The sequence below is a fragment of the Micromonospora sp. NPDC049139 genome (assembly GCF_055586845.1).
On record NZ_JBVJHK010000024.1, the window covers coordinates 71,751 to 96,465 of the forward strand.

The 24,715-nt window shown below is 74.8% G+C and carries 22 protein-coding genes; 18 read left to right on the forward strand and 4 right to left on the reverse strand.

Annotated features, from left to right (window positions below; all coding sequences use genetic code 11):
* Nucleotides 1–16: 16 nt before the first annotated feature.
* From ACZ6Q9_RS29760 to ACZ6Q9_RS29775, 4 genes are all read left to right on the forward strand, one after another.
* Nucleotides 17–1,261, forward strand: a complete 1,245-nt coding sequence (locus ACZ6Q9_RS29760) for a sensor histidine kinase (RefSeq protein WP_396830447.1) — start codon at nucleotides 17–19, stop codon at nucleotides 1,259–1,261.
* On the forward strand, nucleotides 1,258–1,923 hold the full coding sequence (locus ACZ6Q9_RS29765; RefSeq protein ID WP_393266112.1) for a response regulator: 666 nt from the start codon (nucleotides 1,258–1,260) through the stop codon (nucleotides 1,921–1,923). The genes ACZ6Q9_RS29760 and ACZ6Q9_RS29765 overlap by 4 nt, the downstream gene beginning before the upstream one ends.
* A 147-nt stretch (nucleotides 1,924–2,070) precedes the next feature.
* Nucleotides 2,071–2,865 carry an ABC transporter ATP-binding protein gene (locus tag ACZ6Q9_RS29770; protein ID WP_350707619.1) on the forward strand — a complete coding sequence of 265 codons (795 nt, stop codon included), beginning with the start codon at nucleotides 2,071–2,073 and terminating at the stop codon, nucleotides 2,863–2,865.
* Entirely contained in the window at nucleotides 2,862–5,345 is a 2,484-nt protein-coding gene (locus ACZ6Q9_RS29775) for an ABC transporter permease (protein ID WP_396830445.1), read from the forward strand. Before ACZ6Q9_RS29770 ends, ACZ6Q9_RS29775 begins: the two co-directional genes overlap by 4 nt.
* 59 nt (nucleotides 5,346–5,404) lie before the next feature.
* Here ACZ6Q9_RS29775 and ACZ6Q9_RS29780 read toward each other — a convergent pair whose 3' ends face one another.
* Together ACZ6Q9_RS29780 and ACZ6Q9_RS29785 are read right to left on the reverse strand one after the other, a co-directional pair.
* A complete protein-coding gene (locus ACZ6Q9_RS29780; RefSeq protein ID WP_350707623.1) occupies nucleotides 5,405–6,667 on the reverse strand; it encodes a nucleotide sugar dehydrogenase in 1,263 nt (420 codons plus the stop codon).
* 178 nt (nucleotides 6,668–6,845) lie between these two features.
* Nucleotides 6,846–8,237 (reverse strand): serine/threonine-protein kinase, encoded by a 1,392-nt coding sequence (locus tag ACZ6Q9_RS29785; RefSeq protein WP_396830444.1) that lies wholly within the window; start codon nucleotides 8,235–8,237, stop codon nucleotides 6,846–6,848.
* A 534-nt stretch (nucleotides 8,238–8,771) separates the two neighbouring features.
* Here ACZ6Q9_RS29785 and ACZ6Q9_RS29790 point away from each other — a divergent pair.
* The 10 genes from ACZ6Q9_RS29790 to ACZ6Q9_RS29835 all read left to right on the forward strand — a co-directional run bounded on the left by ACZ6Q9_RS29790 (nucleotide 8,772) and on the right by ACZ6Q9_RS29835 (nucleotide 16,398).
* A complete protein-coding gene (locus ACZ6Q9_RS29790) occupies nucleotides 8,772–9,401 on the forward strand; it encodes an RNA polymerase sigma factor (protein WP_396830442.1) in 630 nt (209 codons plus the stop codon).
* 15 nt (nucleotides 9,402–9,416) lie between these two features.
* A complete protein-coding gene (locus ACZ6Q9_RS29795; protein ID WP_396830440.1) occupies nucleotides 9,417–10,169 on the forward strand; it encodes a hypothetical protein in 753 nt (250 codons plus the stop codon).
* A gap of 141 nt (nucleotides 10,170–10,310) precedes the next feature.
* Complete coding sequence (egtA, locus tag ACZ6Q9_RS29800) at nucleotides 10,311–11,546, forward strand: ergothioneine biosynthesis glutamate--cysteine ligase EgtA (protein ID WP_396830438.1); 1,236 nt, start codon at nucleotides 10,311–10,313, stop codon at nucleotides 11,544–11,546.
* Nucleotides 11,543–12,880 carry an ergothioneine biosynthesis protein EgtB gene (gene egtB, locus ACZ6Q9_RS29805; RefSeq protein WP_396830436.1) on the forward strand — a complete coding sequence of 446 codons (1,338 nt, stop codon included), beginning with the start codon at nucleotides 11,543–11,545 and terminating at the stop codon, nucleotides 12,878–12,880. Before egtA ends, egtB begins: the two co-directional genes overlap by 4 nt.
* A 13-nt stretch (nucleotides 12,881–12,893) precedes the next feature.
* On the forward strand, nucleotides 12,894–13,640 hold the full coding sequence (gene egtC, locus ACZ6Q9_RS29810) for an ergothioneine biosynthesis protein EgtC (protein WP_357699454.1): 747 nt from the start codon (nucleotides 12,894–12,896) through the stop codon (nucleotides 13,638–13,640).
* Nucleotides 13,641–13,681: 41 nt separating this feature from the next.
* The gene (egtD, locus tag ACZ6Q9_RS29815) at nucleotides 13,682–14,647 is read left to right on the forward strand and encodes an L-histidine N(alpha)-methyltransferase (protein WP_393266091.1); all 966 of its coding nucleotides are present in this window, start codon (nucleotides 13,682–13,684) and stop codon (nucleotides 14,645–14,647) included.
* A 243-nt stretch (nucleotides 14,648–14,890) separates the two neighbouring features.
* Nucleotides 14,891–15,478 carry a TMEM165/GDT1 family protein gene (locus ACZ6Q9_RS29820; RefSeq protein ID WP_357699458.1) on the forward strand — a complete coding sequence of 196 codons (588 nt, stop codon included), beginning with the start codon at nucleotides 14,891–14,893 and terminating at the stop codon, nucleotides 15,476–15,478.
* Between the two features lie 40 nt (nucleotides 15,479–15,518).
* Nucleotides 15,519–15,881, forward strand: coding sequence for a DUF1622 domain-containing protein (locus ACZ6Q9_RS29825; protein ID WP_393266088.1), 363 nt, complete (start codon nucleotides 15,519–15,521; stop codon nucleotides 15,879–15,881).
* The gene (locus ACZ6Q9_RS29830) at nucleotides 15,878–16,165 is read left to right on the forward strand and encodes a hypothetical protein (RefSeq protein ID WP_393266086.1); all 288 of its coding nucleotides are present in this window, start codon (nucleotides 15,878–15,880) and stop codon (nucleotides 16,163–16,165) included. The genes ACZ6Q9_RS29825 and ACZ6Q9_RS29830 overlap by 4 nt, the downstream gene beginning before the upstream one ends.
* A gap of 35 nt (nucleotides 16,166–16,200) precedes the next feature.
* Complete coding sequence (locus ACZ6Q9_RS29835; RefSeq protein WP_393266084.1) at nucleotides 16,201–16,398, forward strand: hypothetical protein; 198 nt, start codon at nucleotides 16,201–16,203, stop codon at nucleotides 16,396–16,398.
* A gap of 136 nt (nucleotides 16,399–16,534) precedes the next feature.
* Here the strand turns inward: ACZ6Q9_RS29835 and nhaA are convergent, their stop codons facing one another.
* Nucleotides 16,535–17,854 carry a Na+/H+ antiporter NhaA gene (gene nhaA / locus ACZ6Q9_RS29840; protein ID WP_396830434.1) on the reverse strand — a complete coding sequence of 440 codons (1,320 nt, stop codon included), beginning with the start codon at nucleotides 17,852–17,854 and terminating at the stop codon, nucleotides 16,535–16,537.
* Nucleotides 17,855–18,188: 334 nt separating this feature from the next.
* Between nhaA and ACZ6Q9_RS29845 the strand changes: the two genes are divergently transcribed.
* Nucleotides 18,189–19,646 (forward strand): tyrosine-protein kinase domain-containing protein, encoded by a 1,458-nt coding sequence (locus ACZ6Q9_RS29845; RefSeq protein ID WP_393266079.1) that lies wholly within the window; start codon nucleotides 18,189–18,191, stop codon nucleotides 19,644–19,646.
* On the opposite strand, the gene ACZ6Q9_RS29850 is transcribed toward ACZ6Q9_RS29845, so the two are convergent.
* Nucleotides 19,627–20,202: an arsenate reductase/protein-tyrosine-phosphatase family protein gene (locus ACZ6Q9_RS29850; protein ID WP_396830432.1), complete on the reverse strand. Its 576-nt coding sequence runs from the start codon at nucleotides 20,200–20,202 to the stop codon at nucleotides 19,627–19,629. The two genes, ACZ6Q9_RS29845 and ACZ6Q9_RS29850, sit on opposite strands and share 20 nt — an antisense overlap.
* Nucleotides 20,203–20,361: 159 nt before the next feature.
* Between ACZ6Q9_RS29850 and ACZ6Q9_RS29855 the strand changes: the two genes are divergently transcribed.
* The 3 genes from ACZ6Q9_RS29855 to ACZ6Q9_RS29865 all read left to right on the forward strand — a co-directional run bounded on the left by ACZ6Q9_RS29855 (nucleotide 20,362) and on the right by ACZ6Q9_RS29865 (nucleotide 24,134).
* Nucleotides 20,362–21,585: a glycosyltransferase family 4 protein gene (locus ACZ6Q9_RS29855; RefSeq protein ID WP_396830431.1), complete on the forward strand. Its 1,224-nt coding sequence runs from the start codon at nucleotides 20,362–20,364 to the stop codon at nucleotides 21,583–21,585.
* A gap of 208 nt (nucleotides 21,586–21,793) precedes the next feature.
* A complete protein-coding gene (locus ACZ6Q9_RS29860; protein ID WP_396830429.1) occupies nucleotides 21,794–23,485 on the forward strand; it encodes a DUF4012 domain-containing protein in 1,692 nt (563 codons plus the stop codon).
* 13 nt (nucleotides 23,486–23,498) lie between these two features.
* A complete protein-coding gene (locus ACZ6Q9_RS29865; RefSeq protein ID WP_393266068.1) occupies nucleotides 23,499–24,134 on the forward strand; it encodes a hypothetical protein in 636 nt (211 codons plus the stop codon).
* The last annotated feature ends 581 nt before the right edge of the window (nucleotides 24,135–24,715 follow it).

Genomic DNA, 24,715 nt, shown 5'->3' on the forward strand with positions numbered 1-24,715 from the left:
GCGGCACGTACGCTGGGTGACCGTGAACCGCACGATCTTCGGCCGCCCGCTGCGCAGCGTCGCCTTCGACGTCTTCGTCGCCGGCCTGGTGGTGCTCTTCGGCCTCGCCGGCCTGGTGAACCAGCCCGGTGGGTGGCAGGCCGCCCTCGTCGGCGCCGCGATGGCGGTGGCGCTGCTGTTCCGCCGGTCCCACCCGTCGGCGGTCGCCGCCGTCGTGGCGGTGCTCGCGCTGGTCCAGGTGTTCGCCGGCTGGGGCCCACTGGCCTTCGACGTCGCGGTGCTGGTCGCCCTCTACAGCGTCGTGAAGTACGCCGACCGGCTCCGCGACGGCATCCTCGCCGGGATCACCGCCGCCGTCGGGGTGGTCCTCGCCGCCATCCAGACCGAGAGCACCGTCGCCTGGTGGGCGACCGCGATCTATATCGGGCTGGTCACCGGGGCGGTCTGGCTGGTCGCGCTCAACGTGCGGACCCGCCGGCTCTACGTGCTCAGCCTCGAGGAGCGGGCCGCCACCCTGGAGCGGGAACGCGAGGCGGAGGCGCGCGCCGCCGTCGCCGGGGAGCGCACCCGCATCGCCCGGGAGCTGCACGACGTGGTGGCGCACAGCATGGCGGTCATGATCGTGCAGGCCGACGGGGCGCGGTTCATGCTCGACCGCGACCCGGAGACCGCCAGGAACGCGGTGAAGGTGGTCGCCGACACCGGGCGCCAGGCGCTGGAGGAGATGCGCCGGCTGGTCGGCGTACTGCGGGAGCCGAGCCCGCCCGACGCGGCGGCCGACCCGGGCGCGGCGGCCGAGCCCGGCGGCGCGGGGCTGGTCGCCGACCCGGAGCACCGCCGGCTGGCGCTGACCGAGCTGCCCGCCCTGCTCGACCGGTTCCGCGCCGCCGGCCTGCGGGTACGCCACACGGTCACCGGGGAGCCCGTGCCGCTGCCGGCCGGCCTGGAGCTGACCCTCTACCGGGTGGTGCAGGAGGGGCTGACCAACGCGCTCAAGCACGCCGGGGTCGGTGCCGGCGTCGAGGTCATCCTCGACCATGCCCGCGACGCCGTGGTGGTCCGGGTGCTCGACGACGGGCGCGGCCGCCCCCCGGTCAGCCCGGCCCCGTCCGGCGGGCACGGCCTGGTCGGCATGCGCGAGCGGGTGAGCGTGTACGACGGCAGCCTCACCGCCGGTCCGCGGCTGGCCGGGGGCTGGCAGGTCGAGGCGCGGCTGCCGCTACCGTCGACGTCCGGGACGACGGAGGTGGTGGCGGCATGACGGTCCGCGTGGTGATCGTGGACGACCAGGCGCTGGTCCGCGCCGGCTTCCGGATGGTGCTGGACTCCCAGCCCGACCTGGAGGTCGTCGGCGAGGCGATCGACGGCGCCGACGCGCTGCGGGTGCTGGCCCGGGTCGAGGCCGACGTGGTGGTGATGGACGTCCGGATGCCGACCATGGACGGGGTGGAGGCGACGCGCCGGATCTGCCGGGACCGTCCTGCCGGTTCGCCCCGGGTGCTCGTGCTCACCACCTTCGACACCGAGGCGGACGCCTTCGCCGCGCTCCAGGCCGGCGCCAGCGGCTTCCTGCTCAAGAACGTCCCGCCGGAGGAGCTGCTCGCCGCCATCCGGGTGGTCGCCCAGGGCGACTCCGTGGTCGCCCCGTCCATCACCCGCCGGCTGCTCGACCGCTTCGCCGGCAGGCTCGGCCCGGGCCCGGCCGAGGACCCGCGCCTCGCCCAGCTCACCGAGCGGGAACGGGAGATCCTGCTGCTGGTGGCGCAGGGGCTCTCCAACGCCGAGATCGCCGCCCGGGTGCACGTCGCCGAGGCGACCGTGAAGACGCACGTCGGGCGGATCCTGGCCAAGCTCCAGCTCCGCGACCGGGTGCAGGCGGTGGTGCTGGCGTACGAGAGCGGCCTGGTCACCCCGGGCGGCTGAGTCGGCGTACGACCCAGGTCGTACGGGTCCGCCCCGTCGGGGCCGCCCAGGGTCGCAGCGGGGTCGAGCGCGTGGGTGGACGCCCGCGGGCCGCCGCGCCCATAGCGTCGGAGACGTCCCAGTCACGATCTCCACGGGGAGCTCCACGTGTCCGTCGCACCTCCCGCGCACGCCACCGCCGGCGTCGCGGTCTCCGCCCGCGGCCTGTCCAAGCGGTACGGGGCCGGCCAGGCCGCCGTCGTCGCCCTCGACGGCGTCGACGTCGACTTCGCCGCCGGCCGGTTCACCGCCATCATGGGCCCGTCCGGCTCCGGCAAGTCCACCCTGATGCACTGCCTCGCCGGCCTGGACCGTCCCACCGCGGGCAGCGTACGCATCGGCGACGCCGATCTCTCCCGGCTCGACGACAAGCGGCTCACCCTGCTGCGCCGCGACCGGGTCGGCTTCGTGTTCCAGAAGTTCAACCTGCTGCCGGCGCTGACCGCCGAGGAGAACATCGTGCTGCCGCTGGCGATCGCCGGCCGCCGGCCGGAGCGGGCCTGGTTGCGCCAGGTCGTCGCCGCGGTGGGGCTCGCCGACCGGCTCGGTCACCGGCCGGCAGAGCTCTCCGGCGGGCAGCAGCAGCGGGTGGCGGTCGCCCGGGCGCTGATCACCAAGCCGTGGGTGATCTTCGCCGACGAGCCGACCGGCAACCTGGACTCGCGCTCCGGCGCGGAGGTGCTGCGCCTGCTCCGCGAGGCCGTCGACACCCTCGGCCAGACCGTGATCATGGTCACCCACGACCCGACGGCCGCCGCGCACGCCGACCGGGTGCTCTTCCTGGCTGACGGCCGGCCGGTGCGGGACCTCACCGCGCCGACCGCCGAGCGGGTGCTCGACACCCTCGCCGGCCTCGACTCGGCGCGCGTGCCGGCCGCCGGCCGCGAGGCGGTGGCCCGGTGATCCGGCTGACCCTGCGCCAGCTCCGCGCCGAGGCGCTGCGCCTGCTGCTCTCCTCGCTGGCCATCGTGCTCGGCGTCGCCTTCATCGCCGGCACGCTGATCTTCGTCGACGGAATGCGCGCGGGAGCGTACGACCGGGCCGGGACGTTCGACCGGCACACCGACCTCGCCGTCTACTCCGCCACCAAGGACCCGCTGCCGACCGCGCTGGTCGACCGGGTGCGCACGCTCGACGGGGTCGCCGCCGCCGAGGGGGAACTGCTCGGCTCCGGCGGGATCGTCGGCGCCGACGACCGCCCCGTGCTCGGCTACGCCGTCCTCGCGGCGGTCCCCGTCGACCCGGCGCTGCGCTCGTACGACGTGGTGGCCGGGCGGCTGCCCGACCGCCCCGGCGAGGTGGTGCTGGACGCGCCCACCGTGGCCGAGGAGGGCTTCACCCTCGGCGGGCCGGTACGCGTCGGCGGCAGCGGGGGAGAGGCCCGCCCGTACACCCTGGTCGGCACGGTCGACGTGGCCGGCACCCCCCGCGACGTCGGCGGCCCGTTCATCGGTCTGGTCGGTGCGGACGCCATGGCCGTGACCGGGCAGCGGGGCTACGACCGGATCATGGTGGCCGCCGACCCGGGCGTGACCGATGCGGCGCTGGCCGACCGGGCCGCCGAGGCGGCCGGAGCCGGCGCGACCGTCAAGACGCGCCAGCGCATCCTCGACGACGCGGTCGAGGACGCGGTCCGCGACCTGCGGCAGTTCAACATGGTGCTGCTGACCTTCGCCGGGGTCGCGGTGGTGGTCGCCGGGTTCGTCATCGCCAACACCTTCGCCATCGTGCTCGCCCAGCGGACCCGGCGCACGGCGCTGCTGCGGCTCGTCGGCGCGACCCGGGGGCAGCTGTTCCGGGCGGCGCTGCTGGAGTCCGCCGTGATCGGGGCCGTCGCCTCCGCGGCCGGCGTGCTGCTGGGCGTCGCCCTGGCCGGCGGCATGAACCAGCTCATGACGCGGCTGGACGTGCCGGTCTCCGGCGGGCTCACCCTCACCGCCCCGACCGTGCTGCTCAGCCTGCTGCTGGGCACCGCGATCACGGTCGGCGCCGCCCTGCTGCCCGCGTGGCGGGGCACCCGGGTGCCGCCGGTCGCCGCGCTCACCGACGCGGCGGTCCAGCCCGCCCGCGGTGCCGGCCGGCTCCGGCTCGCCGTCGGTGCGCTGGTCTTCGTCGCCGGCATCGCCGCGCTGGTGGCGGCCGCGTCCGCGGTCCAGGTGGTGCTGGTGGCGCTCGGCGGGGTGCTGACCTTCTTCGGCATCGTGCTGTTCGGGCCGGTGCTCGTCCCGGCGCTGGTGCGGGTGCTGGGCTGGCCGGCCCGGAAGCTGTTCGGCGCCACCGCCGGCCTGGCCGTGGCCAACGCCGTGCGCAACCCGCGCCGCATCGCGGCGACCGCGACCGCCCTGGTCATCGGCATCGGGCTGGTGTCGGCGTTCGTGGTGGGCGCGCGCAGCACCAAGGACGGCATCGAGCGCAGCGTGGACGCCGAGATCGGGGTCGACTGGCTGGTCACCGGGATCGGCGGCGACCTGCCCGCGCCGCTCGTCGGCGAGCTGCGCGCCCGGCCCGAGCTGGCGGTGGTGCACGAGCAGCGCAGCGCCGTCACCGCCGACGTCGAGGTCCGGGCCGCCCATCCCGCCCTGGTCGGCCGGACGCTGACCGGGGTCGTGGCGGGCGACGTCGACCGGCTCGCGCCCGGGTCGGTGCTGGTGCACCGGGAGTTGGCGGAGGCGCGGGGCTGGGCGACCGACTCCACCGTCACCGTGCGGGGCCGGTCGTTCCGGGTGGCCGCGGTCGTCACCGACGACGGGCCGGTCCTGGCCGGCAGCTCCGTTCCGGCCGGTCACGTGATCGACGTGGTGGACGCCGACTTCACCGCGCTCTTCCCCGCCGAGCGGGGTTACCTGGCCGAGATCGACCCCGCCGACGGCGTCACCGCCGACCAGGCCCGGGCCGCCATCGAGGCGGTGGTCGCCCGCTACCCGACGGCCAACCTGATGGACCAGGGGGCGTACAAGAAGATGCTCACCAGCACGGTCGACATGCTGCTCGCGTTCGTCACCGCGCTGCTCGGCCTGGCCGTGGTGATCGCGCTGGTCGGGGTGGCGAACACGCTGAGCCTGTCGGTCGTGGAGCGGACCCGGGAGAACGCCGTGCTGCGGGCGGTGGGCCTGACCCGGGGCCGGATGCGGGCCGTGCTGGCCGTCGAGGCGGTGTTGATGGCGCTGGTCGGCGCGCTGCTCGGGGTGGGCCTCGGCACCGGCGTCAGCGCGGCCGCGATGGCCCTGCTGGCCCGGATCAGCGGGGACTTCGCCGTGGTGCTGCCGCTGGGGCAGCTCGGGCTGATCCTCGGGGTCGCCGTGGTGGCCGCCCTGGCGGCCTCGGTGCTGCCGGCCCGCCGGGCGCTGGCCCGGCCGGTGGTCGAGGCGCTCGGCGACCAGTGACATCCGCCGGCCGGTCCCGTCGCCCGCCCGGGTGGCGGGACCGGCCAGCGGTGCCGGGTCTAGAGGTGCTCCACCACCGGCCCGGAGCACCGGTTGCGGGAGTCGAAGACGTACCGGGCGTGCCGGACGACCAGGTCGTAGTCGAAGACGTCGTGGTCGGTGACCACCACCACCGCGTCCGCCGCCCGGATCTCCCGCTCGGTCAGCTCCACCACGAGGACCCCGCCGGGGATGTGGTGCGGCTCGGCGTACGGCTCCACCGCCCGCACGTCCGCGCCGAGCGCCTGTAGGCGGCGGGCCACGTCGACCGCGGGGGAGTCGCGCATGTCGCCGGTGTTCTTCTTGTATGCCAGCCCGAGCAGCAGCAGCCGGGCCCCGCTGATCGTGCGGCCGGTCCGGTTCAGCCCGCCCATGATCCGCTGCGCCACGTGTTCGGGCATCTCGTGGTTGACGTCGTTGGCCAGCTCGATGAACCGGAACTGCCGCCCGAGGCGCCGCTTGACCTGCCACGACAGGTAGCACGGGTCGATCGGCAGGCAGTGCCCGCCGACGCCGGGGCCGGGCCGGAACGGCATGAATCCGAACGGCTTCGTCTCGGCCGCCTCGATCGCCTGCCAGACGTCGATGTCCAGGTGGTGGGAGAGCATGGTCAGCTCGTTGATCAGGGCGATGTTGACCTGGCGGAAGGTGTTCTCGATCAGCTTGGTCAGTTCGGCCACCTGGGTGGAGCCCACCGGCACGGTCCGCTCCACGATCCGCCGGTAGAACCCGTCCACCCGGGCGAGGGAGTCCGCGTCCACCCCGGAGACGACCTTCGGGGTGTTCTCCAGCCGCCACGTCTGGTTGCCCGGGTCGATCCGCTCGGGGCTGTAGCCGAGGTGGAAGTCGCCCGGACTGCGCAGCCCGCTGGCCGACTCCAGCAGCGGGCGCAGCAGTTCCTCGGTGGTGCCGGGGTAGGTGGTCGACTCGAGCACCACCGCGCAGCCCGGCCGGACGTACGGGCCGATGCCGATGCCGGCCTGCTCGACGAAGCTGAGGTCGGGCGTGCCGTCGCGCAGCGGCGTGGGCACCGTGATCACGCAGATGTCGAAGCCCTCGGCGTCGGCGTACTCGGTGCTCGGGTGGTACCGGCCGCTGGCCAGCGCCCGGCCCAGCCGGTCGGCGGGGATGTCCTCGACGAACGACTCGCCCGACGCGAGCCGCTTGACCCGGTCGGAGTCGACGTCCAGGCCGATCACGTCCAGGCCGGCCTCGACGGCCCGCATGGCCAGTGGCAGGCCGACGTACCCCTGGCCGATGACGACCAACTTCTCAACGCTCACCCGGACTCCCGAGGCAGACGGAAACAACCTGCTTGGGAGCCTAGAGCGATCTCTGTACCCGTAAGTCCGTTTTGGGATTACCGGTGCTGCCGGGGTACGTGGAGTGTCGACAGTGCGTCACCGGAGCGCCCGAACGGCGGGATCGCCGCCGGCGCGCGCGGCGGCACGGGTGCCGAGATCAGGCCGAACGGTCCGTCGCCGCGCCGCCGCCCCCGCCACCCGGCGGGTTGTTCGTGTCGTCCGACGGGGTGCTCGGCCCGCCGCTCGGCGTCGCGGGCCCCGTCGGCGGGCCCGAAGAAGAGCCGCCGCCGGGCGGCGTCGGATCCGTGCTGCCCGTCGGCCCCGGGGATTCCGGGCCGGCCGTCTGGCTCGGCTGGGGCGACTCCGGCGGCACGGTGGGCGACGGCGACGGGCTGGAGGTGGACCCGGCGGGCCGGAACGGCCGACCCCGGTCCGGGTTCTGCTTCTGCTCGGTCGGCGCCTCCGCGCTCGGCACGGCGGCCGGCGCCGTCGTCTTCGGCACGTTCACCGCGGGCGCGTCGGTGTCCCTCGTCGCGCCGAGCGCCGCGCCGAGGCCCGCCAACGCCACCAGCACCGCCGCGGCCGCGCCCACCAGGGGGCCGCGGCGCTTCTTCCGCCCGGCCGCGGCCGGCACGACCGGGACGTCGGTGCGGGTGCCCGGGTCGGCGCCACGCAGCGCGGCGACGCCGGGGGCGGGCACCATGGCGGTCGCCGCCGACGGGTCGGAGACCGCGGCGCGGGCGGCCTGGGCCATCGCGGCCCCGCTGCTGAACCGGTCGGCCGGATCCTTCGCCAGGGCGCGGGAGACCAGCGCGCGAACGGCCTCCGGGATGTCGTGCGGCAGCTCCGGTGGCTCGTCGTCGAGGTGCCGGACGGCGACCTGGAGCGGGTTGTCGCCGGTGAACGGCGGGCTGCCGCTCAGGCAGCAGTAGGCGACGGCACCGAGGGCGTAGATGTCGGTGGCCCCCGAGACCGGCCGGCCGGCGGCCTGCTCGGGCGCCATGTAGAGCGCGGTGCCGGGCACCGCGTTGGTGCTGGTGATGCTCGTGACGTTCGTCGACCGGGCCACGCCGAAGTCGACCAGCACCACGCTGCCGTCCTCCTGGACCAGCAGGTTGCTCGGCTTGACGTCGCGGTGCACGATCCCGCCGAGGTGCGCGGCGTGCAGGGCCTGCGCGACCTGGGCCACGATCGCCATCGTCTCGCCGACGTCGAGCCGGCCGGCGGCCTCGATCCGCTTGGACAGCGGCTGGCCGGTCACGAACTCCATGACCAGGTAGTCGGCCCGGCCGCCGTCGGGCAGGTCGTCCTCGCCGCAGTCGAAGACCTGGACGATGCCGGGGTGCCGCAGAGCGGCCATGATCCGTGCCTCGGCGCGGAAACGGGCGATGAAATCGGGGTCGGAGACCAGGGCGGGCAGCAGGACCTTGACCGCGACCTGACGGCCGAGGACGAGGTCCTTGGCCCGCCAGACGTCGCCCATGCCGCCCGTGGCGACACGCTCGTCCAGGCGGTACCGACCGCTGAGTACGACCTCCGATGACAACACAGCACCACCGTACCCAGAGCGGCGGAGAACGGCGCGCGGTGAGCGGGCCGGCCCACCGGCGCGGGCCGCCCCGTCGGGGGCTGTGTGCCGGCGGTCGCCTCCGATATGGTGTGACCGTCCGGGGACGCCCCGTGACGAGATCCGCCCGTCGCCACCGTACGCTGGACGAACGCCCCTCCAGCACGGGCGCAGCGTCGCGGGCGCGCGCCGCGTTACGGCGACCCGCCACCCGATCAGGTAGATAATTCTCACTCTTTTGCCGACCGGGGCCGACTTGTCCGATCGGCCCGGTGCTCCTACCGTTAGCCCGACTCGGGCCCGCCCCACGGCGTCGCCGGCGCCGCGCCGCCGGCCGTGCCGCCGTGGCGAGAGTCCAGAACTACCGTCCGGGCCGCCGCGGTCCCGGGCGTGACCAGGTCAGCGGGGGGCTGAGGGTGCGGGATCAGGTCCGGGTGCCGGACCGTGCTGGCGTCGCGCACGCCCGCTTCGGCGTGCGCCACCCCGGCGCGTCCGGGAAGCGGAAGTGGCGGTCCCGTGTCCGCTGAGCTGAACGACGCGGTCGCGGCGGCGCAGGCCGGCGACGAGGACGGCTTCCGCTTCCTCTACCGCAGCCTCCAACCCGGTCTGCTGCGGTACCTGACCGCCCTGGTCGGCGCCGACGCCGAGGACGTCGCGTCGGAGACGTGGCTGCAGATCTCCCGCGACCTGCCCAGCTTCACCGGCGGCGAGTTCCGGGCCTGGACGGTGACCATCGCCCGCAACCGGGCCATGGACCACCTGCGGCGGCAACGCCGCCGCCCGTCGCTGCCGGTGCCGGTGCAGGCGCTCAGCGAGCTGGCCGGCGACGCCGACACCGCCGAACGGGCCGGCGAGACCATCGGCACCGAGGCGGCGCTGGCGTTGATCGCCACCCTGCCGCCCCGGGAGGCCGAGGCGGTCCTGCTCCGCGCCGTCATCGGGCTGGACGCCGAGACCGCCGGGCGGGTGCTCGGCCGCCGGCCCGGTGCCGTGCGCACCGCCGCCCACCGGGGTCTGCGCCGCCTCGCCGCCCTGATGACACGCTACGACCTGTCCCAGCCGCCGGCCGACCCCGAGGGAGCCACCCCGCCGCGTCCGCGCGCCGGTCGGCGGCAGGCGCCGCACGCCGAGCCGGCGGACGGTTGACGTGAGGGGAATCAGATGACCTTCCGCCGGCACGAGCGGCCCGCCGACCGGGCCGAGTCCGACCGGCTGCTCGACGCGGCCCGCGCCGGCTCGCCCGACGCCGGCCCGGAGTCGCTCGCCCGGCTGCTCTCGGCCGCGGCGGCCCCCGCCCGCCCCGGCGAACTGGCCGGCGAGGAGGGCGCGCTGGCAGCCTTCCGGGCCGCCCGCGCCGCCGCGCCCGCCGCCACCGCTGCGACGCGGCCACCGCGCGGACGCCGGTTCACCGCCGGCGCCGTGGCCTGGGCCGCCGGAATCGCGGTCACCGCGACGGCGGGCGCCGCCTTCGCGGCCGTCACCCTGGACCGCCCCGACGACCCGGCCCCGCCGCCGCGCCCGGCCACGCCGGCACCGGCCACCACGGGTACGGAGCGGGGTGGGTCGACCGGCGCCACCGGCAGCGGCGGCACCCCCTCCGACGCGCCCACCGACGGCTCGCGCGGCCCGTCCGCCGCCCCCACGTCCGGTGCCGCCACCCCCGGCGCCCCGGGCGGTGGCGGGCCACGACCGCCGGAGCAGCGCACCGAGCAGATGCGGGGGCTCTGTCAGGCGTACCTGGCCAAGCCGCCGGCCCAGCGGGAGAAGGCGCTGGACAGCTCCGCGTACGCCGGCGTGGTGACCGCGGCGGGCGGCCGGGAGAACGTCGACGACTTCTGCCGGGAGCTGGCGCCCGAGGCCGAGCCGAAGAACGCCGAGCCCACGACGGCACCGTCCCCGGAGGCGACCGGCTGATTGCCCTGCTCGTTCCGGCCGACCCCGCGAAATCCGTCTGTTAGAAACAGAAGTGGTGGGCCGCCGACGCCCTGCCGATGACGGTGGGCGGCGCTACGGTGACATGGCCCGGAAGTCGGCGCGGGGAAGGGAGACCGTCCTGTGGTGACGTCGCCGGAACTCGACCGGAGCATCGTCCTGCGGGAGCGCGCCGCAGCCGCCGGTCACCTCGCCCGGATCTGCTTCAAGACCGGCCCGCCGACCCACACCGGCGTCGAACTCGAATGGACCGTGCACGACGCCGCCGACCCCGCCCGCCCCGTCGACGGCGAGCGGCTCCGGGCGGCGCTGGGGCGGCACAGCCCCCCGACCCTCGACCGCGCGAGCCCCGCCGCACCGCTCCGTCACGGTGGCACCGTGACCGTCGAGCCCGGCGGGCAGTTGGAGATCTCCACCGCGCCCCGCACCTCGCTCGCCACCCTCGTCCAGGCCACCGACGGCGACATCGCCCAGCTGAGCGGCCTGCTCGCCGCCGCCGGGCTGGTCCTCGGGCAGAGCGGCATCGACCCCCACCGGCCGCCCCGGGCGGTGGTCGAGACCCCCCGCTACCGCGCCATGCGGCACGTCTTCGACCGGCGTGGCGCTGCCGGCCGGACGATGATGTACAGCACCGCCGGCCTGCAGGTCTGCCTGGACGCCGGGGAGCCGGAGCACCTGCCGGCCCGCTGGGCGACGGCGCACGCGCTCGGGCCGCCCCTGCTGGCCGCCTTCGCCACGGCCGCCCGGCACGCCGGCCGGGCCACCGGCTGGGCGTCCGCGCGCATGGCGGCCTGGTTCGCCATCGACCCGGCCCGCACCCGGCCGGTGTGGACGCCGGCGCGGGCCGACGTCGACCCGGTCGCCGCCTGGACCGACTACGTCCTCGCCGCGCCGCTGCTCTGCGTACGCGGTGGCGGTCCCGACTGGACGCCGCCGCCGGCCGTCAGCTTCGCCGACTGGGTCGACGGGGCGCTGCCCCGACCGCCGACCACCGACGACCTCGACTACCACGTGAGCACCCTGTTCCCGCCGGTGCGCCCCCGGGGCTACCTGGAGCTGCGCTACCTCGACGCACAGCCCGGCCGGGGCTGGGCGGTCGCGCTCGCGGTGGTGGCCGCCCTGCTCGCCGAGCCCGGCACCGTGCACGCGGCCCGCGCCGTCGCCGGCCCGGTGGCGCACCGCTGGCGCGCCGCCGCCCGGCACGGCCTGCGCGACCCGGCGCTGGCCGCCGCCGCCGTGGAGCTGTTCGACCTGGCCCTGACCGCCCTGCCCCGGCTCGGCCTGCCGGCGGCCCTGCACGACGACATCGACCGAGGCGTACGGCGGCGACGAGCCGCCGCGGGGAGGAGGCACGCGTGACCGGAGCGACCACGCAGCGGCCGGGCGCGGAGCGGTTGCGCAGCCGGATCGCGGCGGAGCTGGAACGCACCCGCGCCCGCACGGCGCTGCTGACCGAGGCGGTCGACGAGGCCGACCTGGTGCGGCAGCACTCGCCGCTGATGTCCCCGCTGGTGTGGGACCTCGCGCACGTCGGCAACCAGGAGGAACTCTGGCTGGTCCGGGACGTGGGTGGCCGCGAGCCGGTCCGGCGGGACATCGACGACCTGTACGACGCGTTCAAGCAGCCCCGCCGGGACCGCCCGTCGCTGCCCCTGCTGCCGCCGGAGGAGGCCCGCGCCTACCTGCTCACCGTCCGGGACAAGGTGCTCGACCTGCTGGACAGGGTGGCGTTCACCGACCGTCCGTTGGTCGCCGACGGCTTCGCCTTCGGCATGATCGTGCAGCACGAGCAGCAGCACGACGAGACGATGCTCGCCACCCACCAGCTCCGCGCCGGCCCGGCGGTGCTGCCCGCCCCGCCGCCGCCGGAGCCGCGGACCCGGGTCGGCGGCGAGGTGCTGGTGCCGGCCGGTGAGTTCACCATGGGCACCGACACCGACCCGTGGGCGCTGGACAACGAGCGCCCCGCCCACCGGGTCCACCTGCCGGCGTACGTCATCGACGCCACGCCGGTGACCAACGGCCGCTACCGCGAGTTCATCGCCGACGGCGGCTACGACGACCCGCGCTGGTGGAGCCCAGCCGGTTGGCGGCACCGCCGGGAGGCGGGGCTGTCCGCGCCGATGCACTGGCGGCGCGACGGCGACGGCTGGGCCTACCTGCGCTTCGGGCGGTGGGCCCCGGTCCGCGACGACGAGCCGGTGGTGCACGTCTGCCACCACGAGGCGCAGGCGTACGCGGCCTGGGCCGGCAAGCGGTTGCCGACCGAGGCGGAGTGGGAGAAGGCGGCCCGCTGGGATCCGGCCACCGGCCGTTCCCGCCGCTACCCGTGGGGTGACGACGACCCCACCGCCGAGCACGCCAACCTGGGGCAGCGGCACCTGTGGCCGGCCCCGGTGGGCGCCTACCCGGCGGGCGCCTCGCCGCTGGGCGTGCACCAGCTCATCGGCGACGTGTGGGAGTGGACCTCCACCACCTTCCGGGGGCATCCGGGCTTCACCGCGTTCCCCTATCGCGAATACTCGGAGGTCTTCTTCGGCGACGACTACCAGGTGCTGCGGGGCGGGTCGTTCGGCACCGACCGGGTCGCCTGCCGGGGCACCTTCCGCAACTGGGACTACCCGATCCGGCGGCAGATCTTCAGCGGCTTCCGCTGCGCCCGCGACGCCCGGCCAGAGGAGTCGCAGCCGTGAGGACGGCCGCCTGATGTGCCGCCACCTGGCCTACCTGGGACCGCCGGTCACCCTGCGGGAGTTGCTGTTCGACCCGCCGTACGCCCTGGTGCGGCAGTCCTGGGCGCCGCGCGACATGCGCGGCGGCGGGACGATCAACGCCGACGGCTTCGGCGTCGGCTGGTATCCGGGCTCCGGCGAGCCGGTGCGCTACCGGCGGGCCCAGCCGATCTGGAGCGACCCCACGATCGCGCAGCTCGCGGCGGTCACCTCCGCCGGCGCGGTGCTGGCCGCCGTCCGTTCTGCCACGGTCGGCATGGCGGTGCTCGACGGGGCCGCCGCCCCGTTCGCCGAGGGGCCCTGGCTGTTCAGCCACAACGGCGTGGTGCGGGGCTGGCCCGACACGATGGTCCCGCTCGCCGGCACCCTGCCCGTACGTGACCTGCTCACCCTGGACGCGGCCACCGACTCGGCGCTGCTCTGGGCGCTGGTCCGGCACCGACTGCGGGCCGGGGTGAAGCCTGCCCGCGCGATCGCCGAGACCGTGACGGCGGTGGCCGTGGCGGCCCCCGGGTCCCGGCTCAACCTGCTGCTCACCGACGGCCACACCGTGGTGGCCAGCGTGGCCGGGCACGCGCTGTCGATCCGCGCGACCCCGGCCTCGGTGCTGCTGGCGTCCGAACCGCACGACGACGACCCCGGCTGGCAAGCCGTGCCGGACGGACAACTGGTGGAGGCGACCGCGACGGGGGTGCGTCTGCGCGCCCTCGCCGAGGTCTGACCGCCGGCCGACAGGGACGTTCCGACGACGAAGGGGAAGACATGGGCGCCGAGCCGCTGGAGATCCACCTCGAGGAGCAGGACCTCGGCCGCAGCCTGCGGGAGGACGTCCGCGCCGGCCTGACGGCCGAGCCCAAGTGGCTGCCGCCCAAGTGGTTCTACGACGCCCGTGGCAGCGAGCTGTTCGAGGAGATCACGCGGCTGCCGGAGTACTACCCGACCCGGGCCGAACGCGCCGTGCTGGCCGAACGGGCGGGCGCGATCGCCGAACTGACCGGCGCGAAGACGCTGATCGAGCTCGGTTCGGGCTCGTCGGAGAAGACCCGGCTGCTGTTGGACGCGTTCACCCGGCGGGGCGGCCTCGGCACGTTCGTGCCGCTGGACGTGTCGGTCAGCGCCCTGCGCCAGTCCACCGTCGAGATCGCGGCCGACTACCCGGGGCTGCGGGTGCGCGGCATCGTGGGGGACTTCACCCGTCACCTGGGCCGGTTGCCGACCGGCGGGCGGCGGCTGGTGCTCTTCCTCGGCGGCACCATCGGCAACCTCCTGCCGGCCGAGCGGGCGCGGTTCCTGGGCGCGATGCGGGGCGCCCTGGAGGCGGGGGACTGGCTGCTGATCGGCACCGATCTGGTCAAGGACCCGGCGGTCGTCGTGCCGGCGTACGACGACGCGGCCGGGGTCACCGCCGAGTTCAACCGCAACGTGCTGCGGGTGGTCAACCGGGAGTTGGGCGCCGACTTCGACCCGGAGGCGTTCGCCCACGTGGCGCTCTGGGACCCGGCGCGGGAGTGGATCGAGATGCGGCTGCGCGCGCTCCGGCCGATGCGGGTCCGGGTGCTCGACCTGGCGGTCACCTTCGCCGAGGGCGAGGAGTTGCGCACGGAGGTGTCCGCGAAGTTCCGGCCCGAGGGCATCGCCGCGGAGCTGGCGGCGGCCCGCTTCGGCGTCCACGACTTCTGGACCGACCCGGACGGCCTGTTCGGCGTCACCCTGGCCCGCGCGGAGTGACCGGGACCGGCCGGCCGGCGGCGCGTGACGATCTTCACCCGTGGCGCCCGGCCCCGCCGGTGGTCGGCTAGGCTGGGCGGCGCGAAGGGGAGTAGCCCCCAATGTCGTGGTCGACACACTGGTGCGTTCCGCATCCGGCCACGCGGCCTCGTCATCGGGGCGGGCGAGACCTTCGACTCAGGCTGTCGCAGCCGGGTCGAGGGCGCCCCCGTACCTCCTCCCGGCGTGATCCGGAAGGATGTCATGGAAGGTTTCCTCGTCGCGCTGGTGGTCAGCTTCGGCGTCATCTTCGTCGCCGAGCTGGGCGACAAGTCCCAGCTGATGGCCCTGACCTTCGCCACCCGCTTCAAACCCGTACCGGTCCTGATCGGCATCACCGTCGCCACCGCCGTCGTGCACCTGGCCTCGGTGGCGATCGGCTACGGCCTCGGCGCCGCGCTCCCGACGGAGTGGATCTCGCTGGTGGCGGGCCTCGCGTTCCTCGGTTTCGGCGCGTGGACCCTGCGCGGGGACACGCTCACCGAGGAGGAGAAGCGCAAGGCCGAGAAGACCAGCAAGTCCGCCATCGTGGCGGTGTCGGTCGCGTTCTTCCTGGCGGAGCTGGGCGACAAGACCATGCTCGCCACCATCACCCTCGCCACCAAGTACGGCTGGTTCGGCACCTGGCTCGGCTCGACGGTCGGCATGGTGGCGGCGGACGCGCTGGCCATCCTGGTCGGGCGGATGCTCGGCCGGAGGCTGCCGGAGAAGACCATCAAGTACGGGGCCGCCGCGCTCTTCGCCATCTGCGGCCTCTGGCTGATCCTGGAGGCGGTCGCGCAGCTCACCTGATGCCCCGACTACCGCCCGGCGGGCCGGGTAAGGCCAGCGGGTGGGCGTCGAGGAGGTGCTGCGCCACGGCTACCAGTTGCTGGTCACCGCGGTGGAGGTCGCCGGCGCGGTGGTCATCTTCGTCGGCGCGGCCTGGGCGGCGCTGCGGTTCGTGGTCGAAGGGCTGCGGCACCGCAGCGCCGCCGTGTTCACCCCGATCCGCCTCTCCCTGGGGCGGTTCCTCACCCTCGGGCTGGAGTTCCAGCTCGCGGCGGACATCCTGCGTACGGCGGTCTCGCCGACCTTCACCCAGATCGGGCAGCTGGCGGCCATCGCCACCATCCGGACCGCGCTGAACTACTTCCTCGGTCGGGAGATCCGCCAGGAGCAGCGGCAGGTGGGGGAGACGGAGCACGCCAGGTGACCCGTGTCCTGGCCACCGCCACCACCGCGCTGGCCACGCTCGCCGGCCTGGCGGCGCTGGTCGGCACGCGTTCCTGGCGCTGCGCGCTGCGGGTACTGCTGGACCTGCTCACGGCCGCCGGCCTGCTGCGGCTGGCCGTCGACCAGGGCTGGGCGGAGCTGGCGGCCGCGGCGGCGATCGTCCTGCTGCGCCGGCTGCTGTGGGCCGCGCTCACCGGCGCGGCGCCGCCACGACTATCGGCGGCCTCCAGCGGGCAAGAGGATCACCACCTACCGTTGCGGTAGGAGGCGAAACCGGAGAAAGCGGGAGGACTGCCGACATGAGCAAGCATGACGAGCCGAACGAGTACGGCTTCGCCGGAGACGCCACCGCCCCGCAGCCGCCGGCCGGCGGGCGGGCCGACGAGCAGGACCGGGCGGAGGAGGTGGCGGTGCCGGCCGACGACCTGATGGAGCCGGTCAGTGACGCCCTCGCCGACGAGCAGGAGGAGCGCCGGGCGGCCGAGCGGCGCCGCTGACCCGTCCGGGCTCCGGCGGGCCGGTTGTCGTTCCGCCGGAGTTCCGCGCGGCTTCCGGCCGCAGCCGTCCCGGATCAGCCCTCGGCCGTCCCGGATCAGCCCTCGGCCGTCCCGGATCAGCCCTCGGCCGTCCGGGTCAGCCGTCCCCGCGCTGGTAGACGTCCGGCACGCCGTCGCGGTCGGCGTCCACGGCCTCCGCCTCGGCGATCCGCCGGTAGGCGGCGTTGCGCCGGACCAGCACGACCGCGGCGAGCAGCGCCGCGATCACCGAGCCGGTGAGCACAGCCGCCTTGACGTTGTCGTCGGCCGCGCTGCCGGCGCCGAACGCGAGTTCGCCGATCAGCAGGGAGACGGTGAACCCGACCCCGGCGAGCAGCGCCACCCCGAGCAGGTCGGCCCAGGTGATGTCCTCGTCGAGCCGGGCCCGGGTGAAGCGGGCGAGCAGGAACGTCGAGCCGAAGATCCCGACGGCCTTGCCGACCACCAGGCCGGCGACGACGCCGATCACGATCGGGTCCGTGACGATCGCGCCCAGGTCGGCGCCCCGCAGCGACACCCCGGCCGCGAAGAACGCGAAGACCGGCACGGCGAAGCCGGCGGAGACCGGGCGCCAGCGGTGCTCCAGGTGCTCGGCGAGCCCGTGCGTGTCGCCGTCCCTGCCCAGGACCGGCACCGTGAAGCCCAGCAGGACGCCCGCCACGGTGGCGTGCACCCCGGAGGCGTGCACGAGCGTCCACGCGGCCACCGCGAGCGGGATCAGGGCCCACCACCAGGTCCTGCGGCGCTGCACGAGCAGGCCGAAGAGTGCGATCGGGGCGAGCGCGGCGAGCAGCGGCAGCGGGCTGAAGTCGTCGGTGTAGAAGATCGCGATGACGGTGATCGCGAGCAGGTCGTCGACCACCGCGAGGGTGAGCAGGAAGGCCCGCAGGCCCTGCGGCAGGTGGGAGCCGATGATGGCCAGCACGGCCAGGGCGAAGGCGATGTCCGTCGCGGTGGGAATGGCCCAGCCCCGCAGGCCGTCGCCGCCGGCGGCCAGGTTGACCGCGACGTAGATCAGCGCCGGTAGCGCCATTCCGCCGACCGCCGCGATCACCGGCAGGGCCGCCCGCCGCGGGTCCCGCAACTCGCCGACGACGAATTCCCGCTTCAGTTCCAGCCCGACCACGAAGAAGAAGACCGCGAGCAGGCCGTCGGCCGCCCAGGCGGAGAGGCTCAGGTCGAGGTGCAGCGCAGCCCCGCCGGCCCACGGCACCCAGCCGCCGAGGGTCTGGTAGGCGGACTCCCAGGGCGAGTTCGCCCAGACCAGCGCGATCACCGCGCCGAGCAGGAGGAGACCGCCGCCGACCGTCTCGGTCCGCAGTACGTCGGCCAGGAAGCGGGCCTCCGGCCAGGACGTACGCGAGAAGAGCCGGCGGGTCGGGCGGGAAGGGCCGGTGTGCGGGGCGCGGTCGCTCATGCGTGAGGTTCACCTTGGTGTCGGGGCAGCAGGGGGTAGCTGCCGACCAGGCTTCCCGGCACACCGTCACCGACCCTATCCATCGCAGCCGCCACCGGCGAGTCGGGACGGCTCGTCGTCGGAGACGTCACGCCCGTTCGTTTCTCCCCGCGTCCCGGGACGCCGCACGCCCGTTTGTCGGTTGGTGGGTCGGGCGTAGATGTCAAGGGGTGAAAATGCATAACTCAGGACATAGGTCGTATGAGTCGCTTTAATGGTTTCACGAGATTATGTCGACCTTGGGGGTTTTCGTGAAGTTCTTTGGCGTTACCGGCCTGGTACGGAGGCGCGCCTGATGGACCTGTACCGCCAACTCCGCCTCGTGCGTCGGCACTGGTGGATCGTGCTCCTCACCGTCATGGTCGCGCTCGGCGTCACCGCCCTCGTCACCGTCCGGGCCCAGCCCCGGTACGTCGCCTCGGTGACCTTCTTCGTCACCACGCCGAGCCAGGGCGTCACGGACGCCTACCAGGGCGGCCTCTTCCTCCAGCAGCGCGTCAAGTCGTACGCGGAGCTGCTGACCAGCGACCGGCTGGCGCAGAGCGTGGTGGCCGAGAACGCGATCGGGCTCACCGCCGAGGAGGTCCAGGGTCTGGTCAGCACGTCCACCGAGACGGGCACCGTCCTGCTGCGCGCGTCGGTGACCGACACGGACCAGAACCGGGCGCTGAAGGTCACCGAGGCGCTCTCCGCGAAGTTCGTGGAGCTGGTGCAGAAGGTGGAGACGACCCAGGACGGCAAGGCAGGCCCCATCAAGATCGAGGTGGTCAGCGGGCCGCGGGTCAGTTCGAGCCCCGTCTCGCCGCAGCCGGTCCGCAACGTCGTCATCGGGACGCTGCTGGGGCTGCTCGCCGGCGTGGGCCTGGCGATCCTGCGCGGGGTGGCCGACGTCCGGTTGCGCGACGCCGCCGCTTTGCAGCGCACCACCGGCAGCCCGCTGCTCGGTGAGATCCCGTTCGAGAGCACGGCGAAGTCGGAGCCGTTGATCGTGGGCGACGCGGCGAACTCCGCCCGCGCCGAGGCGGTCCGCAAGCTGCGCACCAACCTGCGCTTCGTGGACGTGCACGAGCCCGCCCGGGTCATCGCGGTCACCAGCGCCCTGCAGGGCGAGGGCAAGACCACGCTCTCCTGCAACCTGGCGATCGCCCTGGCCGAGGCCGGCTGGCGGGTGCTGCTGGTCGACGCCGACCTGCGCCGGCCGAAGGTCGCCGACTACCTGGGGCTCGACGCCGGCATCGGGCTCACCGACGTGCTCGTCGGCGACGTCCAGGTCGGCGACGTGGTGCAGCGCTGGGGCGACAAGTCCCTGCTGGTGCTGCCGAGCGGCTCGGCGCCGCCCAACCCCAGCGAGCTGCTCGGCTCGAAGGCGATGGCGGACCTGCTGCTCGCCTTGCGGGAATCGGCCGACATCGTCATCATCGACACCGCCCCGCTGCTGGCGGTCACCGACGGCGTGGTGGTGGCCGTGCAGGCCGACGGCGCGCTCCTGGTCTCCCAGCAGGGACGCACCTCACGGACGCAGGTGGCCGCCGCCGCGCGTTCCCTGCACTCGGTCTCCGTCCGGCTGCTCGGCTGCGTGCTGAACATGGCCAAGGTGGCCAAGGCCGAGGCCTACCAGTACGAGGCCTACCGGGTGGTGGCGGCCGGCGGGCCCGCGGACGTGCCGGCCGACCGGGCCAAGACCGCCCGGCACGCGGAGCGGATCGACGGCGTCAGCGACCGCACGCAGGAACTCACCCGGCTGTCCCGATGAGCGCCGCGAGGGGTCGCAGGGACCGTTCGATCTCCTCGGCGCAGCGTCGGAAGTCGGCGGCGGTCCCGCCGATCGGGTCCACCAGGTCGTCCGCGTCGGGGGTGGCGGGTTGCAGCCGCCCCCGGGCGCGGGCGGCCGCCCGGACCGCGGCCCGCACGGGCCCGTCGGTCGGGTCCGCGATCGCGTCGTCCGCCGGATCCGCGGCGTCCGCGGCCTCGGCCAGCCGGGCGAACTGGCGCAGGGTGAACGTCCGGTGCAGCGCCGCCGGCGCGAGCGCGGTGCAGACCGAGCGCTGGCGTCGGGTGGCCGCCAGGACCAGCGTCGCCCCGACCAGGTGCTCCCCGCGCAGCCGCCGGGTGCGGAAGCCGGTGGGGTCACCGCCGGCCCACGTCGCCACCTCCGCCGCGTACGGGTGCATCGGCAGGCCGTCGACGGCGTCGGTGCCCGCGCTGGAGACCACGACCGGCTGCCCGGCCAGCAGGCGGCGGGCGAGGTACTCGGCCATCGGGGACCGGCACAGGTTGGCGTGGCAGACGAACAGCACGCGGTCGACCATCTGGATCCCTCTCGTCGGTGCTCGCGCGGGCAACGCCGCGCCGGCCGCCGGCCGTCGGTGCCGGCCGGACGCGGAGGGGATGCGGGCATCGTACGCGGGATCGACGCGTCCACCACGCCGTGCCGCGCCGAACCGCCCGACCCGGACGGAGGCGTGCCGATGAGGATCGGGATCCTGTCCTACCACTTCCCGCCCGAGCCGGCGTTCATCCCGGGCAGCCTCGCCGAGGAACTCGCGGTGCGGGGACACGAGGTGAAGGTGCTGACCGGCTTCCCCGACTATCCCGGCGGGCACGTCTACCCGGGGTGGCGACAGCGGTGGCGCCACGAGACCCGCAGCGAGCGGCTGACCGTCCGCCGGGTCCCGCGCTACAGCGCCGGCGACGGGTCGCTGCGCACGCGGATGGCCGGCTACCTCTCCTTCGCCGGCAGCGCCACGCTGACCGGTCGGCCGTTCCTCGCCGACGTCGACGCGCTCTACGTCCACCTGCCGCCGGCGACCGCCTTCGCCGCCGCCGGCCTGCTGCGGCTGCTGGGCCGGGTGCCGACCGTCGTCCATGTGCAGGACGTCTGGGCGGCGGACGAGTCGACCGGCGCCGGGAACGGGCGGTGGGCCGGGCGGATCGGCGCGGCGATGACCCGGGCCTACCGCGCCGCCGACCGGATCGCGGTCTCCGCGCCGTCGCTGCGGGACAAGGTCGTGGCCGCCGGGGCCGACCCGGCCCGGGTGCAGGTGGTGCTCAACTGGACCGACGAGCGGATCTTCCAGCCCGCGCGGCCCAGCGGGGCGGCGCGCCGGCTGGTGCGCCGCGACGACCGCTGCGTGGTGATGCACGCCGGGACCATCGGCGTCCGGCAGGGCCTGGAGACGGCGGTACGGGCGGCGGCGGCGCTGGACCGCACCATGGACCTCGTCCTGGTGGGCTCCGGCGCGGACGAGCGGCGGGTGCGGGGGCTCGCCGCCGAACTACGCGCCGACAACGTGCGCTTCGTCGAACGCCGGTCTCCGCTGGACATGCCGGAGCTGTACGCCGCCGCCGACTACCAGCTCGTCATGCTGCGCGACCTCCCGGAGCTGCGCAGCACCCTGCCGGCGAAGCTCCAGGCGGCGTTCTCCTGCGCCGCGCCGGTGGTGGCCTCGGCCGGCGGCGACACCGCCGAGCTGGTGGAGCGGGCCCGGGCCGGGCTGTCCTGCCCGCCGGAGGACTGGGCGAGCCTGGCCGACCGGTTCTGGCTGGCCGCCACCATCCCGCCGCCCGCCCGGGTGGACATGGGCCGGCGCGGCCGGGAGGCGTACCTGCGGGAGATGTCCATGCCGGCGGGCGTGGACCGGATCGAACGCCTGCTGTACGAGGCGGCTGCCGGCCGCGCCACCGGCCGCTGAACCGCGAGCAACCCTCGCGTACCGGCTAATACCGTCATCTACCGGCGAAAACGATCGTTACCTGTTAGGAACAGGCGGAGGAATAGGGTCTTCTGTCCGTTTCCGCGAAGGGACGTGTGGTGTGACGGAGAGCCAGAGAACGCGCCGGCGGCGGGGCCGGCCCCGGCGGCGTCGGCAGCTTCGCCGGGCACTTCTCGCCTGCCTCGTGGTGGGTTCGCTGCTCCTGGTGACGGGCGGCTGGGTGGGCTTCCGGGGCTGGCAGGCCCGCGCCCACCTGCTCAACGCCGCCGGGCTGGCCCGGGAGCTCAGCGCCCAGGTGGTCGGCGGTGACACGGCCCGCGCGCAGCGCACCCTGGCCGCGCTCCAGGAGCAGGCGGGCAAGGCCAGGTCGGCGACCGGCGACCCCGGCTGGTGGCTCGGCCGGCACACCCCGTACGCCGGGGACAACCTGGCCGCCGTGCGGCAGATCTCGGTCGCCGTCGACGACCTGGCCCGGCAGGCGTTCCCGCTGCTGCTCCGCACCGACCTGGCCAGCCTGGTGCCGGCGGGTGGGCGGCTCGACGTGGCCCGGCTGCGGACGGTCTCGGCGGAACTGACGACCGTCAACGCGGCCGTGCAGGGCACCCGGAGCAGCCTGGCCACGGTGCCCACCGACGGCCTGGTGAGCCAGGTCCGGCAGGCGCTCGTCGACCTGCGCGGGGAGATCGACCGCCTGGCGGGCCTCACCGCCGCGGCGGACCAGGCCACCCGGCTGCTCCCGCCCCTGCTGGGCGCCGCCGGCCCGCGCACCTATCTCGTGGTGTCCCAGAATCCGGCCGAGCTGCGCGCCACCGGCGGCATGATCGGCGCGTACGCCGTGATCCACGCCGACGACGGCCGGGTCCGGATGGGGCGGCAGGGCAGCAGCAGCACGCTGGGCCGGTTCCAGCCGCCGTTGAAGGTGCCCGCGGAGGTGCGTCACCTCTGGGCCGACCTGCCGGGGATCTATCCGGCGGACGTCAACCTCACCCCGCACTTCCCGACCGCCGCCGCGCTCTACCGGGAGATGTTCCGCCGGCGTACGGGGACCACGGTGGACGGCGTGCTCGCCGTCGACCCGGTGGTGCTGTCGTACCTGCTGAAGGCCACCGGCCCGGTGATGGTGCCCGGCGGGCTCCCGCTGGCCGCGGAGAAGGTCGTCCAGACGGTGCTCGGCGACAGCTACCAGCGGATGGACAACGAGGAGCAGGACGCCTTCTTCGCGGCCTCCGCCGCCGCCGTGTTCGACGCGCTGGTCACGAAGAAATACGACCCGAAGGGGTTATTGTCCGCATTTGACCGTGCTGTCACCGAACGCCGGATATTGTTCTGGAGTGCCCGACCCGAAGAGCAACGGACGATCGGCGACAGCCGAATGGCCGGGGTGCTTCCGGAGAAGGACGTCGTGCCGACGGTCGGCGTGTTCCTCAACGACGGCAGCGGCGCGAAGCTCGGCTACTACCTCCGGCAGACGGCGACCCTCACCGTCGGCGACTGCCGGACCGACGGCCGCCGGGAACTCCGGCTCCGGGTCACCCTGCGTTCGTCGGCGCCCAAGTCGGGTCTCAGCAAGTCGGTCCTCGGCCTCGGCCTGGCCGGCGACCCGTACACCGCCCGCACGTTGGTGTCGGTGTACAGCCCCGCCGGCGGGACCGTGCTCACCACCCACCTCGACGGCGTCGAGACGGCGGTGGGCAGCGGCACCGAACGGCGCCGCCAGGTGACCACGGCGAACGTCGAGGTCGGCCCGGGAGGCTCCCGCACCTTGGAGGTCACCGTGCTCACCGCGAAGACCGGCGTCGGTACGGCCGAACTGTGGCTGACCCCCACCGCCACCCCATGGACCACCCAAGTTGTTTCCGCACCAAGCTGTGACCAGTAGGAGGGAACCAATCATGCGGCTATCCCGCATCATCATGGCGCTCGCGGTCGGTCTGGCCGTGGTGGCCGCGCCGTCCGCCGCGGGGGCGGCGCAGCCGCAGCCGGCGCCGAGCGAAACCCAACCACCGCCCTACGCGCCCGGCCCCGCGACCCTTGCGGTGAGCCCGACGACCGTCGTGGTCGGTCAGACCGCCACACTGATCGGCACCGGCTGGACGCCGGGCGAGACGGTCGTGATCACCGCCAGCACGGCGCCGCTCGCCGCCCCCGTACTGGGCACCGAGCAGGCGCGGCGCAGCAACGGCGAGCTGGTCGCGATGGCGCCCGTCTCGTTCCAGCAGGCCCCGCAGCCGAACCCGAGAAGCTGGGAGGTCACGGCCGACGACGAGGGCGAGTTCCGCACGACCTACACGCCGCGCCACCACGGCACCTACACCTTCCGCGCCCGGGGTGAGTCGTCGGAGAAGGTGGCGACCGCGACGCTGACCGTGCTGAAGAAGCACTCCCCGGCGCCGCTGCCCGTCACGGGTGACAGCCTGAGCACCCCGATGAAGTTCGGCGGCGGCCTCGTCGGCGCCGGCGCGGTGCTTCTGCTGCTGTCGCTGGTCTGGCGCAAGCGCCACCGCTTCGGCATGGGGGCCGCGCGCTGACGGTGAGCGCCTTCCGGGCAGTGCCCGGGCACCGCGAAACGGCTGACGCCCGTCGGGAGGTTTCCCGGCGGGCGTCGGCTTGTTCTCTGGTTCCTGCTTGCTGATGGTCGTGGTGTGGGGTGTTGGGTTGCGGTGCGTGGTGGTGGGGGTGTGGCCCGCCGTGCCCGGCTCCGGGCAGTCAGGCTTGATCCCTGCGCCGGGCACGGCGGGCCACACCCCGTCGGTGGTCGCGCGCCGTCCGTGCCTGGCTGTCCGTTGTCCGGCATTGGCCGTGGGGGAGGCCCGTCGGGACGCCCGTCGGGAGGCGACGGCGATGGGTTGGCGAGCTGTCCACCGCGAGGTCACGGCCCGTCGGCCCGCTCTTGACCGGGGCGGTGGGGTGGGTGCGGTGGGCGCTGTCGAGCTGCCCCGTCTGTGGGACCACCCCCCGTCACAGCAGGCTCGATTGCCTGCCGGGGCACGTTGTGCCCCGTCTGTGAGGGCAGGTCGACAGGGGTCGGGTGGCAGTGTCCCGTGGGTCCGGTTCGGGGTGTGACCGGGGGCATCGTGGGGGCGGAATCGTGGCCGGGCCGGGGTCGTTA